This window comes from Enterococcus sp. AZ078 (assembly GCF_051714985.1).
In the GTDB taxonomy this organism is placed as follows: domain Bacteria; phylum Bacillota; class Bacilli; order Lactobacillales; family Enterococcaceae; genus Enterococcus_B; species Enterococcus_B hirae.
Genome location: NZ_JBIOSW010000001.1, coordinates 1,406,171 through 1,421,962 on the forward strand (window position 1 = coordinate 1,406,171; position 15,792 = coordinate 1,421,962).

General features: G+C 38.3%; 12 protein-coding genes and 1 other RNA gene. 11 read left to right on the forward strand and 2 right to left on the reverse strand.

Going from position 1 to position 15,792, the window contains the following annotated elements:
- Positions 1–6: 6 nt before the first annotated feature.
- The 8 genes from gpsB to IGJ18_RS06615 all read left to right on the forward strand — a co-directional run bounded on the left by gpsB (position 7) and on the right by IGJ18_RS06615 (position 9,041).
- Positions 7–420, forward strand: a complete 414-nt coding sequence (gpsB, locus tag IGJ18_RS06580; RefSeq protein WP_010719243.1) for a cell division regulator GpsB — start codon at positions 7–9, stop codon at positions 418–420.
- An 18-nt stretch (positions 421–438) separates the two neighbouring features.
- Positions 439–809: RNase P RNA component class B (gene rnpB, locus IGJ18_RS06585), an RNA gene on the forward strand.
- Positions 810–1,047: 238 nt separating this feature from the next.
- Positions 1,048–2,211 carry a THUMP domain-containing class I SAM-dependent RNA methyltransferase gene (locus IGJ18_RS06590; RefSeq protein ID WP_010737516.1) on the forward strand — a complete coding sequence of 388 codons (1,164 nt, stop codon included), beginning with the start codon at positions 1,048–1,050 and terminating at the stop codon, positions 2,209–2,211.
- Positions 2,212–2,241: 30 nt separating this feature from the next.
- Entirely contained in the window at positions 2,242–3,765 is a 1,524-nt protein-coding gene (locus tag IGJ18_RS06595) for a carboxypeptidase M32 (protein WP_438843045.1), read from the forward strand.
- On the forward strand, positions 3,766–4,449 hold the full coding sequence (locus tag IGJ18_RS06600; protein WP_081129026.1) for an HD domain-containing protein: 684 nt from the start codon (positions 3,766–3,768) through the stop codon (positions 4,447–4,449). It begins immediately after the preceding gene.
- A gap of 851 nt (positions 4,450–5,300) precedes the next feature.
- The gene (locus tag IGJ18_RS06605) at positions 5,301–6,491 is read left to right on the forward strand and encodes a glycine C-acetyltransferase (RefSeq protein ID WP_438843046.1); all 1,191 of its coding nucleotides are present in this window, start codon (positions 5,301–5,303) and stop codon (positions 6,489–6,491) included.
- 177 nt (positions 6,492–6,668) lie between these two features.
- A complete protein-coding gene (locus tag IGJ18_RS06610; protein ID WP_034697831.1) occupies positions 6,669–7,622 on the forward strand; it encodes an L-threonine 3-dehydrogenase in 954 nt (317 codons plus the stop codon).
- A gap of 66 nt (positions 7,623–7,688) precedes the next feature.
- Positions 7,689–9,041, forward strand: a complete 1,353-nt coding sequence (locus IGJ18_RS06615; protein WP_010719237.1) for an APC family permease — start codon at positions 7,689–7,691, stop codon at positions 9,039–9,041.
- Positions 9,042–9,133: 92 nt separating this feature from the next.
- On the opposite strand, the gene IGJ18_RS06620 is transcribed toward IGJ18_RS06615, so the two are convergent.
- Entirely contained in the window at positions 9,134–9,460 is a 327-nt protein-coding gene (locus IGJ18_RS06620; protein WP_010719236.1) for a hypothetical protein, read from the reverse strand.
- 131 nt (positions 9,461–9,591) lie between these two features.
- Between IGJ18_RS06620 and IGJ18_RS06625 the strand changes: the two genes are divergently transcribed.
- Entirely contained in the window at positions 9,592–10,737 is a 1,146-nt protein-coding gene (locus IGJ18_RS06625; protein ID WP_438843047.1) for a VanZ family protein, read from the forward strand.
- Between the two features lie 100 nt (positions 10,738–10,837).
- Positions 10,838–12,187, forward strand: a complete 1,350-nt coding sequence (locus tag IGJ18_RS06630; RefSeq protein ID WP_034697842.1) for a DEAD/DEAH box helicase — start codon at positions 10,838–10,840, stop codon at positions 12,185–12,187.
- 130 nt (positions 12,188–12,317) lie between these two features.
- Here IGJ18_RS06630 and IGJ18_RS06635 read toward each other — a convergent pair whose 3' ends face one another.
- On the reverse strand, positions 12,318–12,746 hold the full coding sequence (locus IGJ18_RS06635) for a GNAT family N-acetyltransferase (RefSeq protein ID WP_014834680.1): 429 nt from the start codon (positions 12,744–12,746) through the stop codon (positions 12,318–12,320).
- Positions 12,747–13,112: 366 nt separating this feature from the next.
- Between IGJ18_RS06635 and alaS the strand changes: the two genes are divergently transcribed.
- Positions 13,113–15,755 carry an alanine--tRNA ligase gene (alaS, locus tag IGJ18_RS06640; protein ID WP_438843048.1) on the forward strand — a complete coding sequence of 881 codons (2,643 nt, stop codon included), beginning with the start codon at positions 13,113–13,115 and terminating at the stop codon, positions 15,753–15,755.
- Positions 15,756–15,792: the final 37 nt, after the last annotated feature.

A 15,792-nucleotide genomic window follows, 5' to 3' on the forward strand; every position in this document is an offset into this window, starting at 1 on the left:
GTAAATATGGCGGAATTGGTTTATAGTCCTAAAGACATTTTACAACAAGAATTCAAAACAAAGATGCGTGGCTATGATCCCATCGAAGTGGATGAATTCTTAGACAATATCATCAAAGATTATGAAACTTACAGCAAAAAACTCCTTGCTTTACAAGAAGAAAATGATAAATTAAGTGCCAAAGTAGCACAATTATCAAAAACACAAGGAGCAGCACAAACGCGTGTTCAACAAGTTGAAACACCGAAAAGTGCAGCAGTCACAAATTTCGATATCTTGAAACGTTTGTCAAATCTTGAACGTGAAGTATTTGGAAAAAAATTGGATCAACAATCATCAACAGTGAATGTTTCCCAACCTAACCCAAACAACTACACAAATGCAAGTGACGATGATAACGAAAAGACACGTCAATTCTAAGATTGATGATACATTGCGGTTTTTGGGTAATCGCGGTCTGACATGATCAGGCTGAGGAAAGTCCATGCTCGCACAGGCTGTGATGCCTGTAGTGTTCGTGCTTAGCGAAACAATAAGCTAAGGTACTCTATTAGAGTAACGGCAGGAAAACAAGCTAAGGTTTTTAACTATGCTTAAGTATCCTTGAAAGTGCCACAGTGACGAAGCGAATAGGGAAACTTATTCGGTGGAACGCGGTAAACCCCTCGAGCGAGCAACCCAAACAATGGTAGGGGCGCTTTTTGTTGGGAATTAAGAACGAGACAAAAAGGCAGGTTAACTGCAGATAGATGGTTACCACATTGCTTTTTCTCCCTGGAAAAGTAGTGTACAGAACATGGCTTACAGAAAACCGCAATATAACAGGGAATACCTTCCAACCATGTTGTGAAGGTTTTTTTTAACATTAGAGTGTCACCACTGATTTATACCATTCAATAAATGGCTTGTTTGTTCAGGAACACAAAAATGAACGAGTGAAGAATGGCAATTTAGAGACAAGTATGAAAAAAATACTGATTCATTTTTCGGTTTGATTTTACAAAAAGCTGGACGACCACGTTCAGCTTTTCTTATAAGGAGATAAGTATGGATACGACTAGAGAATTTAATCTTGTGGCAACGGCTGCAAGTGGGTTAGAAGCCCTTGTTGGAAAAGAACTACGTGACTTAGGCATTGATTGTCAAGTTGAAAATGGACGGGCACGTTTCAAAGGAACGATGGAAACGATCGCTACAGCAAATTTATGGTTACGAACAGCTGACCGGGTAAAGATCGTTGTTGGGGAATTTGATGCGTTTACCTTTGATGAACTATTCGAGAAAGTCAAAGCATTACCTTGGGAAGACTTTCTGCCTTTAGATGCTGAATTTCCGGTTGCAGGAAAATCAATCAAGTCTAAGCTTTATAGTACACCTGATTGTCAGGCGATCACTAAAAAAGCGATCGTTGAACGATTGCGTAAGTATTATCACCGTCCGGCATCTGTTCCATTAACGGAGACAGGCGCACATTTTCAATTAGAAGTCGCTTTACTAAAAGATCATGTCATGATCACACTAGACACAACTGGTCCTAGTTTGTTCAAACGGGGATATCGTTTGGAAAAAGGTGGCGCACCGTTGAAAGAAAACATGGCAGCCGCTTTAGTGATGTTGACAAATTGGCGAAAAGATCGTCCGTTTTATGATCCAGTGTGTGGTTCTGGTACGATCTGCATCGAAGCTGCCTTGATTGGACACAACATTGCACCAGGATTTAATCGTGAATTTGCTTGTGAATCATGGGATTGGTTTAGTAAAGATGTTATGGAAAATGTTCGAGCATTGGCAGAAGAGCAAGCAGACTATGATATTGAACTCGATATCACAGGTTCTGATATCAATGGGCGGATGATCGAAATTGCTAAAGCGAATGCGGAAGAAATTGGCTTAGGCTCTTCAATCACGTTTAAACAACAAGCAGTCAAAGATTTCAAAACGGATAAAGAATACGGCGTAATCGTCGCGAATCCGCCTTATGGAGAGCGTTTAGGTGAAGAAGAAACGGTTCGTCGCTTGTATGAAGAAATGGGCGATGTTTTCCGTCCATTAAAGACATGGAGTAAATACATTTTGACAAGTGACCTTACTTTTGAAGAGTATTATGGGCAAAAAGCTACTAAAAAACGTAAACTGTATAACGGAGCTTTACGGACTGATCTCTTCCAATACTGGGGAACGCGGCCACCAAGAAAAGACAAAACGATTTAAAATTATATGGGATGGATGGAGGAATAAATGATGAATGAAAAAGAATTGATGAAAGAACTAAAAGAAATCAATTTCTTGCAACAAACCTTGGGCATTTTAGATTGGGATATCCAAACGGGTATGCCAGAAAAAGCGAGTGAGGATCGTAGTGAAGTCAATAGTTATCTTTATAGTCTTTATTTCTCAAAGAAAATTGGACCTAAGATCAAAGAAGCCATCCAATATTTTTCTGAACATCCCAATGAATTATCTGAAACGGGAAAAATCGTGTTCGAGAAGGTCAAAGAAGACTATGAACTTGAATATAAAGTTCCTGAAGAATTGATGACTGCATTGACAGCAGCAACTTCTACCGCACAGGTGCAATGGCAGCAATCTCGTGAAACGAAAAATTTTGCGGATTTTCAAGAAGCATTGACTAAAAATATTGAGTTAACAAAACAGTTGATCCCCTATTGGAAAAAAGACGAAGCAACTGATTATGATGTGTTACTAAACCAATATGAACCAGGGATGTCTGTTGAAATCTTAGATCGTGTTTTCCAACAAGTAAAAGAAGGGATCATGGAAATTAGAAAAAACTTAGCAGAAAAAGGGCATGAACCAGATACCTCTTTTCTTTCTCGAAAAATGACTAAAGCCCAACAAAAAAGGTTTGTCACAGGCGTGATTGAACAGTTAGGTTATGATTTCTCAAGAGGACGTTTAGATGACACAATCCACCCTTTTATGATCGGGATCAATCATAATGATGCACGTATTACGACTCGTTGGAATGAACATGACTTTAAAATGGCAGTCTTTGGCGTGATCCATGAAGCTGGTCATGGAATGTATGAGCAAGATATTGACGAAAAATTTGCTTATACTCCGATTTACCAAGGTACTTCGATGGGAATCCACGAATCTCAATCACTGTTCAATGAGATCATCATTGGTAGCAATCGAAGTTTCTGGGAAAAACAATATCCATTTTTCCAACAATGTGCAGAAGGAACATTCGATGATATTTCATTTACTGACTTTTATCGCTCGCTGAAACAAACCCAAGCAAGCTTGATCCGAATTGAAGCAGATAGTTTAACGTATCCATTGCATATCATTATTCGTTATGAAATTGAGAAAATGATTTTCAATGAGGGCGTGGACGTGGCTCAATTACCAACTATTTGGAATCAAAAGTATGAGGAATATCTAGGAATACGACCTGCGAATGATTTAGAAGGAATCTTGCAAGATGTCCACTGGTCAGGAGCTAGTTTTGGTTACTTCCCATCTTATGCTTTAGGATATATGTATGCTGCGCAACTGCTTCACGCATTAGAAAAAGAGCTTTCGATCGATGAAGTGTTAGCATCCGATGATTATCGACCAATCAAAGAATGGATGAAAGAAAAGATCCATCAATATGGTGCATCTAGAAAACCAACGCAATTGATTCAGGATGCAACCGGTGAGGCGCTAAATCCGCAGTATTTGATCGATTACATGAAAAAAATCTATTTTTCGGTCTATCAAGTAGCTGAATTCAGTAGCGAGAAAGAAGGAAAATAAATGGAGAAACTTCAGGAAATTGCTGATTACAGTTTCAAGCAATTAGCAATGGATCAAACTGGACACGGGATTGATCATACGGTACGAGTCGTTAAATTAGCAGAGAAAATTTTAGCAACTGAACCGCAAGCTGATCCATTGATTACTCTTGCTTCTGCTTATTTACATGATACGATCGATGATAAAGTAGTAGCCGATGAAACGAAAGCAAAAGCAGAGTTACATCAATTTTTGCAACGTTTAGAGCTATCAGATGCAACCATTGAATCAATCTTTTTGATTATTGATAACCTGTCTTTTTCAAAAGGATTGTCAGGTGAAGGAATGGCATTATCTATTGAAGGAAAAATTGTTCAAGATGCAGATCGTCTTGAAGCCTTAGGAGCAATTGGTATTTTGCGTACGGCTTATTTTGGTGGTGGACATGGCCATCCCATTTTTGATGAAAGTCGGCACCCAATCAGTTATCAAAATAAAAAAGATTATCGCAAAGGGTCTACTGTGATCAATCATTTTTACGAAAAATTGTTCTTATTACCAGATAGGATGAACACCCCATATGGTATAAAGGAAGCAAAACGACGAGAAGCCTTTATGCGGGAATTTATTGATGAATTCTTCAATGAATGGTCAGTAGGAGACCCTGATTTTACTCCCGAAAGCTGGTTGGCAACAGGAGGTTGAGACAAAAGTGTTTAGCATCAAGAAATAAGAAGGAATTTCCGAAAATTGACAAGAAACACAAAAACTCGTTTTTGATGTTGATTGTTACCTACTTGGTGCTTCTCAAATTTTTGGTAAATTTCGGCAAATTTTCCGAAGATGCTACTTTTGTCTCACCGTGAATCAGAGGTCGTGAAAAGAGTGCCTTGACCTGAGCGCTCACCAAGTAAAAACTGCGACGAGTAATCGCAGGAGCATTAAGGATGAAAATCTCGAAACAGCTCCCCATGTTTTGAGATTTTTTGACTTATCGCCGAAGGTCAGCTCTTTGAACGCCGTTTATCCGTTTTTAGAGAGACCAGAAGAGACTGAGGCAAGGTTTGTCTCAGTCTCTTCTTGTGGTCATGAGTAGTAACTGATGACCATAGGGAACGTTTTTTGTGTTGGGAGAAAGACTCCTTAAAATAGCTACAGGTAAGCGCCTTGGACCAAGTAATATATAGCTAGAGAAGCAAACATTAAAAGAATTTAATATACAAATAGAATATTCGTTTTTTTATTTCATAACAAAAAACAAGGCTAACTAATGGCGGAAAATTCAGAATATATGGAATATTTATTGGAAAGTTGATTAAGTTAAGGGTTGATATTAGCTAGATGTGATCCTCTTAAAAATAACGATAGTTACTAAAATAAGTAAAAAAATATTTCGTTAGTGGAGTACCGATTGTTTTGTTATGTAAGAAAATACTCAGTTAAATAACTCTCATAATTTGTGTAAGCGCTATCAGAAAAGGTATACTTATAAACAGGAACGAAAGGCTGCATATTCGTTCCTCAACCTTGAAGGTTAGAAAAATGGGGGTGGAGACATGTCTTCTGAAGTATTGTCAACTTATTTAGAACAGGAACTGGCTTTATTGAAGGAAAAGGGACTATACAACACGATTGATATCCTTGAAGGTGCAAATGGTGCGATCATTGAGGTAGCAGGGAAAAATTTGATCAATCTAGCATCGAATAATTATTTGGGGTTTGCTGATCGAGTGGAGCTGAAACAAGCGTGTATCGACGCAACGAATCGCTATGGTGTCGGCGCAGGTGCTGTCCGAACAATTAATGGCACATTACGTATCCATCAAGAATTAGAGAATAAAATTGCAGAATTTAAAGGTACAGAAGCAGCGATTGCTTTTCAATCAGGCTTCAATTGTAATATGGGAGCTATTTCAGCCATTATGACTAAGGAGGATGCGATCTTATCAGATGAATTGAATCATGCTTCGATCATCGATGGATGTCGCCTCTCTGGTGCCAAAATCGTTCGTGTTAAGCATCAAGATATGAACGATCTAGAAGAAAAAGCAAAAGAAGCGGTAAATAGTGGGAAATATAACAAAATCATGTATATCACAGACGGTGTTTTTTCAATGGATGGCGATGTAGCTAATTTACCCGATATGATCCCAATTGCCGAAAAATACGGGTTGATTACTTATGTGGATGATGCCCATGGTTCTGGAGTGATGGGAAAAGGAGCCGGCACAGTGAAGCATTTTGGTCTCCAACATAAAATTGACATGCAAATGGGTACATTGTCTAAAGCAATCGGTGTCGTTGGTGGCTATGTCGCAGGATCTAAATCGTTGATCGACTGGTTAAAATCACGAGGACGTCCTTTCTTGTTTTCAACATCACTTACACCAGGTGCTGCTGGCGCTGCTCTAGCATCGATTCAACTGATGCAAGATCATCCAGAATTAGTCGAAAAAGTTTGGGAAAATGCCATTTATTTCAAAGAAGAACTGAAAAAAATCGGGTATGACATCGGCGTGTCGGAAACACCAATCACTCCAGTGATACTTGGCGATGAGAGTCTAACACAACAATTTTCTAAAAAGTTGATTGAAAATGGACTATATGTGAAACCAATCGTTTATCCAACCGTACCATTGGGAACAGGTCGTGTTCGTAATATGCCAACTGCAGCTCATACCAAAGAAATGCTCGATCATGCTGTAGCGATTTACCAAAAAGTCGGAAATGAAATGGGCATCATTTGATTTAGTAGAAACGATCTCGCCTGAAATCTAAGAGAAAGACGATCACAGGATAGAGCGTTTCGGTTGTATTTCTGTGAAAATCGAAGAATCACCTTTTTTATATTTTGCTCGTCAATGAAATGTAGGTAGCATTTATTTTTAATAGATAGTGAAAATGAACTAAAAAGGAGTGTTTGTATGAAAAAAGTATTAGTTACTGGCTGCCTTGGACAAATCGGATCGGAATTAGTTTTACGTTTAAGGGAAGATTTGGGTAATGAAAATGTTGTCGCAACGGATATTCGTATGCCTGAAAAGCTAGAAGATGGTGAACTATTTGAAATTTTAGACGTCATGGATTACGAAAAAATGCGAGCGTTAGTCGAAAAATATCAAGTAGATACTTTGATTCATTTAGCAGCGCTTTTATCAGCTGTCGCTGAAGCAAAACCAAAGTTCGCTTGGGACCTCAATATGGTTGGGTTAGTCAATGCGCTGGAAGTCGCAAGAGAATTTAAGTTAAAATTCTTCACGCCAAGTTCAATCGGCGCTTTTGGACCTAATACACCAAAAGATGAGACTCCTCAAGATACACTCCAACGACCAACAACAATGTATGGCGTGACAAAAGTCGCAGGCGAGCTTTTGTGTGACTACTATTATACAAAGTATGGTGTAGATACACGAGGTGTACGCTTCCCAGGATTGATTTCTTATAAAACTTTACCTGGTGGTGGGACAACGGACTATGCAGTGGATATTTATTATTCAGCTATCAAAGAAGGAAAATACACGTGCTTTATTGATCGTGGTACAGCTATGGACATGATGTACATGCCAGATGCCATTGAGGCGATTGTTCAGTTGATGAATGCTGATCCTAAAAATTTAGTTCATCGCAATGCATTCAATATCTCTGCGATGTCTTTTGAACCAGAAGAAATCAAAGCGTCAATCAAAAAAGTGTTTCCTGATTTTGAAATGGACTATGCAGTTGATCCAGTGCGACAATCGATCGCAGACTCTTGGCCAAATTCATTAGATATTAGTTGTGCGCAAAAAGAGTGGGGCTTTCAACCACGTTACGACCTAGATAAAATGACTCAAGATATGTTGACCAAGTTGCAAGAGAAATTGACAGCAACAGTCTAATTACTATAGTTTATCGTAAACTTCCGATCGAGTGGTGGGGAGTTTACGATAAAGGGAGGATAAGCGATGGAACGTAACCAAGTATCGGTTGAAAAAAACAAAGTCGAACTAAAGCGAACGATGGGCTTTTTTACTGCTTTATCGACTGTGATGGGAACAGTGATTGGAGCGGGAGTATTCTTTAAAGCAGCGAGTGTCGCGGAAGTTACAGGATCAGTTAGTTTACATATGCTTTCTTGGTTTTTGGGAGGGATCATCTCCGTCTGTGCAGGTTTAACTGGTGCAGAACTTGCCGCAGCGATCCCCGAAACAGGTGGTATGGTCAAATATATCGAACGAACCTATGGTCAAACGGCTGCTTTTTTGTTAGGTTGGGCACAAGTTGTGATTTACTTTCCTGCAAATGTAGCGGCACTATCAATCATCTTTGGGACACAATTTGTGAACTTATTTGCCTTAGAACAGCAATGGATTGTCCCCATCGCTATTATAGCCGCTGTGACGATCATGCTGATCAATTTTTTAGGATCAAAAGTTGGTGGAACTTTTCAATCCATTACCTTAATCTGTAAATTGATCCCACTGGCAGTCATCGTCTTGTTTGGCTTATTTCGCAGCGGTGGAGTAGAGTTTCAGCTGTTTCCCATAGAATCAGGAAAAGATCTGCCATTGTTTTCAGCATTAGGTGCGGGCTTGTTAGCGACAATGTTTGCTTATGATGGTTGGATTCACGTTGGAAACATTGCAGGAGAATTAAAAAAACCGGCAAAAGATTTACCAAAAGCCATTTCTATAGGAATCATCGGGATTATGGTTGTTTATTTATTCGTTAATACTGTCTTTTTAAAAACAGCTTCGATTGGAGGAATCAGTGGCAACAGTAATGCTGCTAGCGAAGTGGCTACCATGATTTTTGGTGGCGTAGGTGGGAAACTTGTAACTGTCGGGATTTTGATTTCAGTCTATGGAACAATCAATGGCTATACACTTACTGGGATGCGCCTGCCCTATGTGATGGCCCAAGAAAAACGGTTACCTTTCAGTCACCACTTAGGAAAATTGAACGATCGAACGAAGATTCCAGTGGTTGCTGGTGTTTTGGAACTAGTGATTGCAATCGGTATGATGATGGTTGGTGGATTTGATATGCTGACGGATATGCTTGTTTTTGTGATTTGGATTTTTTATACGATGGTATTTGTAGGTGTAATTATATTGAGAAAAACAGCTCCAAAACTTGAAAGGCCTTATAAAGTTCCGCTATACCCAATCATTCCGCTAATCGCCATTCTTGGTGGTGCTTTTATCGTGGTTAGTACGTTACTGACACAAACACTTTTAGCATTTAGCGGAATCGCTTTGACATTAGTCGGAATCCCTGTTTATTTATATTTGAAAAATAAATATCCTGTAGTTTAACATATTAATGATAGTTAAACGTGCATTCTGTTGTAGCGTGTCAAGTTAAGCAATGCTAACTTTACCAACCAGCTACAAGAGAATGCACGTTTTTATCCTGTTTTTTTTCTTAACTGTTTTAGTCGGCGCCAAGCACGAAAAAGGTTTAATAAGACGAGAAAACCAGCAACAGTAATGGGAATCCAAATCAAGTAGATCGGATAACCTAATTGATCTGATAAAGATCGAGAGGAAGCTTGCTCCATTTCAAGTAGTGCTTGTTGCCATGTCTGTAAGTTAAACACGAGCATGAAACTAGCAATAATTAACAAGATAAATCCAAGATAGCGGATGGTCGTTTTTTTACGTATATACGCAAAAATGAGATAGAGAATCAATAAAAAAGCGGGTACGCCAAACACAAAATAAATATTAAGCACGCTAATCGCCTCCTTTTGTTAATGATACTTCAATTAATATAAATTTAAAAATAATTACCCCATAACTTGCATAGTTTACAAGAGTACTGATAAGATGAAACCGTTAGTTAAGATGAAAAAGGGGGATGTTTATGGCTAGTTATATTGAACCGATTCGCTTTGCACTTATTGTTTTTCCATTTTTGGCATTAGCGATTTCTTCGGTTTTTTTCATTTATGAATATCGAAAGTATGGAACGTTTATTTTTTCGAGAGCGGTTATCTTATATTCGTTTGTTTTTTATTTGTTATGTGCTTATTTTTTGATCATTTTACCGTTGCCTTCAAAGGAAGCCGTTGCTCAAATGACCGGACCTAAAATGGAATTACATTTATTTGCATCATGGGTCCATTTCCGAGAGAATACCATCTTGGTTTTATCTGATCCAAGTACGTATTTACCAGCGATGCGACAAAGCGTTTTTTTAGAACCGGTATTTAATGTTTTGCTTTTATTACCTTTCGGGATCTATTTAAGATATTATTTTCGATTATCTTTTGTGAAAACCATCATTGCAAGTTTTTGTCTTTCCTTATTTTTTGAATTGACACAGTTAAGTGGGTTGTATTTTATTTATCCTCGACCTTATCGGCTATTTGATGTCAATGACTTATTGACGAATACGATCGGAGGAACGTTAGGGTACATTATGACACCAATCTTTACCTTCATGTTGCCTACGAGAGCAAGAATGGATGAAGTGTCATACGAAAAAGGGAAAACAGTTTCTCTAACGAGACGATTAGTTGCCTATCTCATTGATTGGGCTTTCTTATCGGTTTTATCCGTACTGATTGCTGTGACTCTTCAATTGTCTTTGAAAATAGGTGATATCACTTCAAGTAGTTGGTGGGTATTTTTAGAAGTCTTGCTTTATTTCATGGTCATACCGTATGTAACAAACGGTCTCACTTTAGGTAAAAAAATCGTACGCATTCGTGTGGTTTCGGATAACGGAAAACGACTTTCTTTTAAAGCCCTGTTTATCCGTTATGGGTATCTTTACTTTTTATTTTATGGGTTAGCTTGGCTTAGTCAGACGATCCAACATATCACTGACCATACGACAGGTGTATTACAGGTAAGCGGGATTTTTATTGTGTTGGGTGTTGCATTTGCACAGTTTATCTTCATGCTGAATCTTTTCTTGTCATTCCTTCGTAAGAAAAGAGTGCTGTTCTATGAAAAAGCCAGTCAAACACATACGATTAGTACCATTCAATCAAAAGGGAACTAGCGGATCGTGAGCGACTTTGAAAAGGATCAAGCAAATTGCTTGAGGATGTGGTATAATGCGAAAGTCGTGTAAAAAAGAAAGAGAAGAGGTGCTTACTTAAATGAGTAATTTTGAACAATTTCATTTTAAACCATATATAAATGAGGCGTTAGCAGAAAAAGGTTTTGCTCAACCAACTGAGGTACAAGAGCGTTTGATTCCTTTGATCGCTAAAGGGAAAAATATCATTGGTCAATCACAAACTGGTTCGGGCAAAACGCATACATTTTTATTGCCTTTATTTCAAAAAATCAATGCGGAAAAAGCCGAAGTACAAGTAGTAATCACTGCACCAAGTCGTGAACTAGCTACTCAAATTTATGATGCTGCTAGTCAGATCGCTAAATTTTCCGATCCAGAGATCCGAGTGACGAATTTTGTAGGTGGAACGGATAAGCAACGCCAATTGAGCCGCTTGAAACATCAACAACCACAGATCGTAGTGGGAACGCCAGGTAGAATCTTGGATATGATGAATGAACAAGCATTAAAAATCCATACAGCATTTGCATTTGTTGTAGATGAAGCAGATATGACACTGGACATGGGCTTCTTGAATGAAGTGGATCAAATTGCTAGTCGCTTGCCTGAAAAACTGCAATTTTTAGTTTTCTCAGCAACGATTCCTGAAAAATTACGACCATTTTTACGTAAATACATGGAAAATCCAATCATTGAAGAAATCAAACCGAAAGCAGTTATTTCAGAAGATATCGAGAATTGGCTGATCTCTACTAAAGGGAAAGATAAAAATCGAATGATCTACCAATTGTTAACAATTGGTCATCCTTACCTTGCAATTGTCTTTGCAAATACGAAACAACACGTGGATGAAATTGCTGATTATTTGAAAAATCAAGGCTTAAAAGTAGCCAAAATCCATGGAGATATCACTCCAAGAGAACGAAAACGGGTGATGCGCCAAGTTCAAAACTTAGAATATCAATACGTGGTTGCGACAGATCTAGCGGCACGTGGCATCGATATTGAAGGGGTTTCTCATGTGATCAATGCAGAAATTCCTGAAGACCTTGACTTCTTTATCCATCGAGTAGGTCGGACTGGACGTAATGGTTTAAAAGGAACTGCGATCACTTTGTACTCACCAAGTGATGAACAAACGATTGACAGTATTGAAAAAATTGGTGTCACATTTGAACCGATGGAAATCAAAAATGATGAAATCATCAAGACTTATGACCGCAATCGTCGGACGAAACGGGAAAAATCCAAAGATACACTGGATCCTACATTGATCGGCTTAGTGAAAAAGAAAAAGAAAAAAATCAAACCTGGATATAAAAAGAAAATCGATTGGGCAATTGCTGAAAAGAACAAAAAAGACCGTAAAATCGAACGCAGACAACAAACTAGAACTGCAAGAAAAAATAAGAAAAACTCCAATAAGTAAGTCAATGACCAGACCCTTTAAAAGAGCCGTCATGACTTCACGCTCAAAGACCAAAGGATTGCATGTCTTCTGCATTCCTTTGGTCTGTTTTTAAGTGTTCATTTAGCAGATAATCTAGTGATAATAGATCTTAAATCAATTCTTTTTGCATCCCTACGCAGGTAATCCCATCCTCGATAAAAGGATCTGTACAAGTCTCGTAACCTTGTTGCTGATAGAAACTAAGGGCAGTCATTTCTGCTACTAGGTAACTTGATAGCAAGCCTTCTTTTTTCGCTTTCTGTTCAGCTAAGGACAACAGCTGACGACCGAAACCTTGTTGGCGATAATTTTTGGCGACGCAAAAACGATCGGGGTTAAGACAAGTGGACGATTTTTTTTGATAACGTAATGTTGCAATTGGAACATTGTTTTCCATTAACAGAAAGTAGTTATCAGAAGTGTCCGTTTCGTCAAATTCTAATTCTGGCAAAATGCCTTGTTCCAGAACAAATACCTGATAACGAAGATAAAAACTCGCCCCTCTGATCCAGGACTTGTTTCCAAAATAAACTTGCATCATCGATTCTCCTTTTGATTAATAGGCGTAATTCAAGCTTAACAAAAAATATTCTAGAAAGAAATAAGAGTTGAAGGAAAAGAGCGGTTGACAGAATAAAATAGAATACGTATACTTGTAAAGTACGAAAAGGACATGGTTTGTTTAAGTCTGACTTACAGAAAATTCTTTCCAGGCTGAAAAAAGAATAGTCAAAAAAACAAATTGCTCCCTTTTTTATTGATAGAAATATCAACGCTACTCAGCGTTATCGAGTTCAAGAGGTAATGATCGAACATCATTGCAACCAAGGTGGTACCGCGAGTTTTCGTCCTTGGCTGTGAGGGTGTTTTTTTGTCGTTTAAAATAAAGAAAGAAGGTAATAAAATGAAACAATTAAGCAGTGCACAAGTTCGACAAATGTTTTTAGATTTCTTCCAATCAAAAGGACACACGATTGAACCTAGCGCATCATTAATTCCAGTCAACGATCCAACACTTTTATGGATCAACTCAGGGGTTGCTACGTTAAAAAAATATTTTGACGGCTCTGTCGTACCAGAAAATCCACGCATCACAAACGCTCAAAAATCAATTCGTACGAATGACATTGAAAATGTAGGGAAGACAGCACGTCACCACACAATGTTTGAAATGCTTGGGAATTTTTCTATTGGTGATTATTTCAAAAATGAAGCAATCCATTGGGCATGGGAATTTTTAACAAGTCCTGAATGGATGGCATTTGATCCGGAAAAATTATATGTTACCGTTTATCCAAAAGACACAGAAGCAAAACGAATCTGGCATGAAGAAGTCGGCTTACCACTTGATCACATTGTAGATGTTGAAGATAATTTCTGGGATATTGGTGCGGGTCCTTGTGGTCCTGATACAGAAATCTTCTATGATCGAGGCGAAGCATACAATGATGTCGCAGAAGATGATCCAGAAAACTACCCTGGTGGAGAAAACGAACGCTATTTAGAAATTTGGAATCTAGTATTTTCTGAGTTCAACCATAAACCAGATCATACATTTGAACCTTTACCACATAAAAACATTGATACGGGCATGGGGCTGGAACGGATGGTTTCGATCGTTCAAGACGCACCAACAAACTTTGAAACAGACTTGTTCTTACCGATCATTCATGCGGTAGAAAAACTAAGTAACCAAGTAAAATATGGTGAAAACCCGACAACCGACATTTCTTATAAAGTAATTGCGGATCATATCCGAGCATTATCTTTTGCGATTGGAGATGGGGCGCTTCCTTCAAATGAAGGTCGTGGCTATGTTCTTCGTCGTTTATTACGCCGAGCAGTGATGCACGGGAAAAAATTAGGGATCGAAAAAGCTTTCTTATATGATCTTGTTCCAGTAGTTGGCGAAATCATGGTTAGCTATTATCCGGAAGTCCTTCAACAAAAAGAATTTATTGAAAAAGTCGTTCGTACCGAAGAAGAACGTTTCAATGAAACAATCAACGAAGGTCTTGAAATCTTGAATCAAGTGATCGCTGAAGTCAAAAAAGCAAATGGAACAACACTTGCTGGAAAAGATATCTTCAAATTATATGATACTTACGGTTTCCCAGTGGAGTTGACCGAAGAAGTGGCAGAAGATGAAGGCTTGAAAGTCGATCATGAAGGCTTTGAAAAAGAAATGGAAGCACAAAGACAACGTGCGCGTGCTGCTCGTAGTACAGAAAAATCAATGGGAGTCCAATCTGCCCTATTAACAGATATCAAAGTGGATAGTAAATTTATTGGCTATGATCAAGTTGAATCAGACAGCAAACTATTGGTGATTATCAAAGATGAAGAACTAGTGAGTGAACTGTCTGCTGGACAAGGTCAATTGATTTTTGATCAAACACCGTTTTATGCAGAAATGGGTGGACAAGTGGCTGATCAAGGTTGGATCATCAATGCCTCTGGAGAAACGGTTGCGACAGTTGTTGATGTTCAAAAAGCACCGAATGGACAATTTATGCATACCGTAGAAGTGCTTTCAACATTGACTGAAGGCGAAGTTTACCACTTATTGATCGATGTACCGATGAGAAATCGCATCATTAAGAACCATACAGCGACTCACTTATTGCATAAAGCTTTAAAAGAAGTTTTAGGGGAACATGCAAACCAAGCTGGTTCTTTAGTTGCTCCTGGACATTTACGCTTTGACTTTACTCATTTTGGACAAATCACAGCAGATGAATTAGTAAAAATGGAACGAATCGTTAATGAGAAGATATGGGAAGCAATCCCAGTAGAAACCATCGAAACAGATATCGATACCGCTAAGAATATGGGTGCTATGGCTTTATTTGATGAAAAATATGGTCAAGAAGTCCGTGTAGTGAACATTGGTGGATGGTCTATCGAACTTTGTGGTGGAACCCATGTAACAAATACTGAAAATATTGGGATCTTTAAAATCGTTTCTGAATCAGGAATCGGTGCCGGTGTTCGTCGGATCGAAGCTGTAACAAGTAAAGAAGCATATGAGTTATTGGAAGCAGAAGAAAAACAATTAAAAGAAGTTGCCACAATTGTCAAATCACCTCAATTAAAAGAGGTTGTATCAAAAACAGAACAATTACAACAACAACTAAAAGAACTACAAAAAGAAAATGAACAATTAGCAAGTAAACTAGCGAACCAACAAGCAGGCGATGTCTTTAAAAATGTGGAAACAGTTAGTGGTCATTCAATGATTACTGCACAAGTAAAAGTAAAAGATATGAACCAATTACGTCAATTAGCAGACCAATGGAAACAAAAAAACATTTCCGATATTCTTGTTTTGGCAAATGAACAAGACGGAAAAGTTAGTTTGTTAGTCGCTATGACGAAAGAAGCAAATGATGCTGGGCTAAAAGCTGGTGACTTGATCAAAGCAATCGCACCAAAAGTTGGTGGTGGCGGTGGTGGTCGCCCTGATATGGCGCAAGCAGGTGGGAAAAACCCTGCTGGTATCCCAGATGCTTTATCAGAAGCTAAAACATGGTTGTCTAATCAATAATCAACTTTAAATACTTTTCCAAATAAAATGGGAAAGC

Excerpts from the sequence above, each read along its gene's own strand:
- gpsB (WP_010719243.1), top strand. The coding sequence starts at position 7 with ATGGCGGAATTGGTTTATAGTCCTAAAGACATTTTACAACAAGAATTC.
- IGJ18_RS06590 (WP_010737516.1), top strand. The coding sequence starts at position 1,048 with ATGGATACGACTAGAGAATTTAATCTTGTGGCAACGGCTGCAAGTGGG.
- IGJ18_RS06595 (WP_438843045.1), top strand. The coding sequence starts at position 2,242 with ATGAATGAAAAAGAATTGATGAAAGAACTAAAAGAAATCAATTTCTTG.
- IGJ18_RS06600 (WP_081129026.1), top strand. The coding sequence starts at position 3,766 with ATGGAGAAACTTCAGGAAATTGCTGATTACAGTTTCAAGCAATTAGCA.
- IGJ18_RS06605 (WP_438843046.1), top strand. The coding sequence starts at position 5,301 with ATGTCTTCTGAAGTATTGTCAACTTATTTAGAACAGGAACTGGCTTTA.
- IGJ18_RS06610 (WP_034697831.1), top strand. The coding sequence starts at position 6,669 with ATGAAAAAAGTATTAGTTACTGGCTGCCTTGGACAAATCGGATCGGAA.
- IGJ18_RS06615 (WP_010719237.1), top strand. The coding sequence starts at position 7,689 with ATGGAACGTAACCAAGTATCGGTTGAAAAAAACAAAGTCGAACTAAAG.
- IGJ18_RS06625 (WP_438843047.1), top strand. The coding sequence starts at position 9,592 with ATGGCTAGTTATATTGAACCGATTCGCTTTGCACTTATTGTTTTTCCA.
- IGJ18_RS06630 (WP_034697842.1), top strand. The coding sequence starts at position 10,838 with ATGAGTAATTTTGAACAATTTCATTTTAAACCATATATAAATGAGGCG.
- IGJ18_RS06635 (WP_014834680.1), bottom strand. The coding sequence starts at position 12,746 with ATGCAAGTTTATTTTGGAAACAAGTCCTGGATCAGAGGGGCGAGTTTT.
- alaS (WP_438843048.1), top strand. The coding sequence starts at position 13,113 with ATGAAACAATTAAGCAGTGCACAAGTTCGACAAATGTTTTTAGATTTC.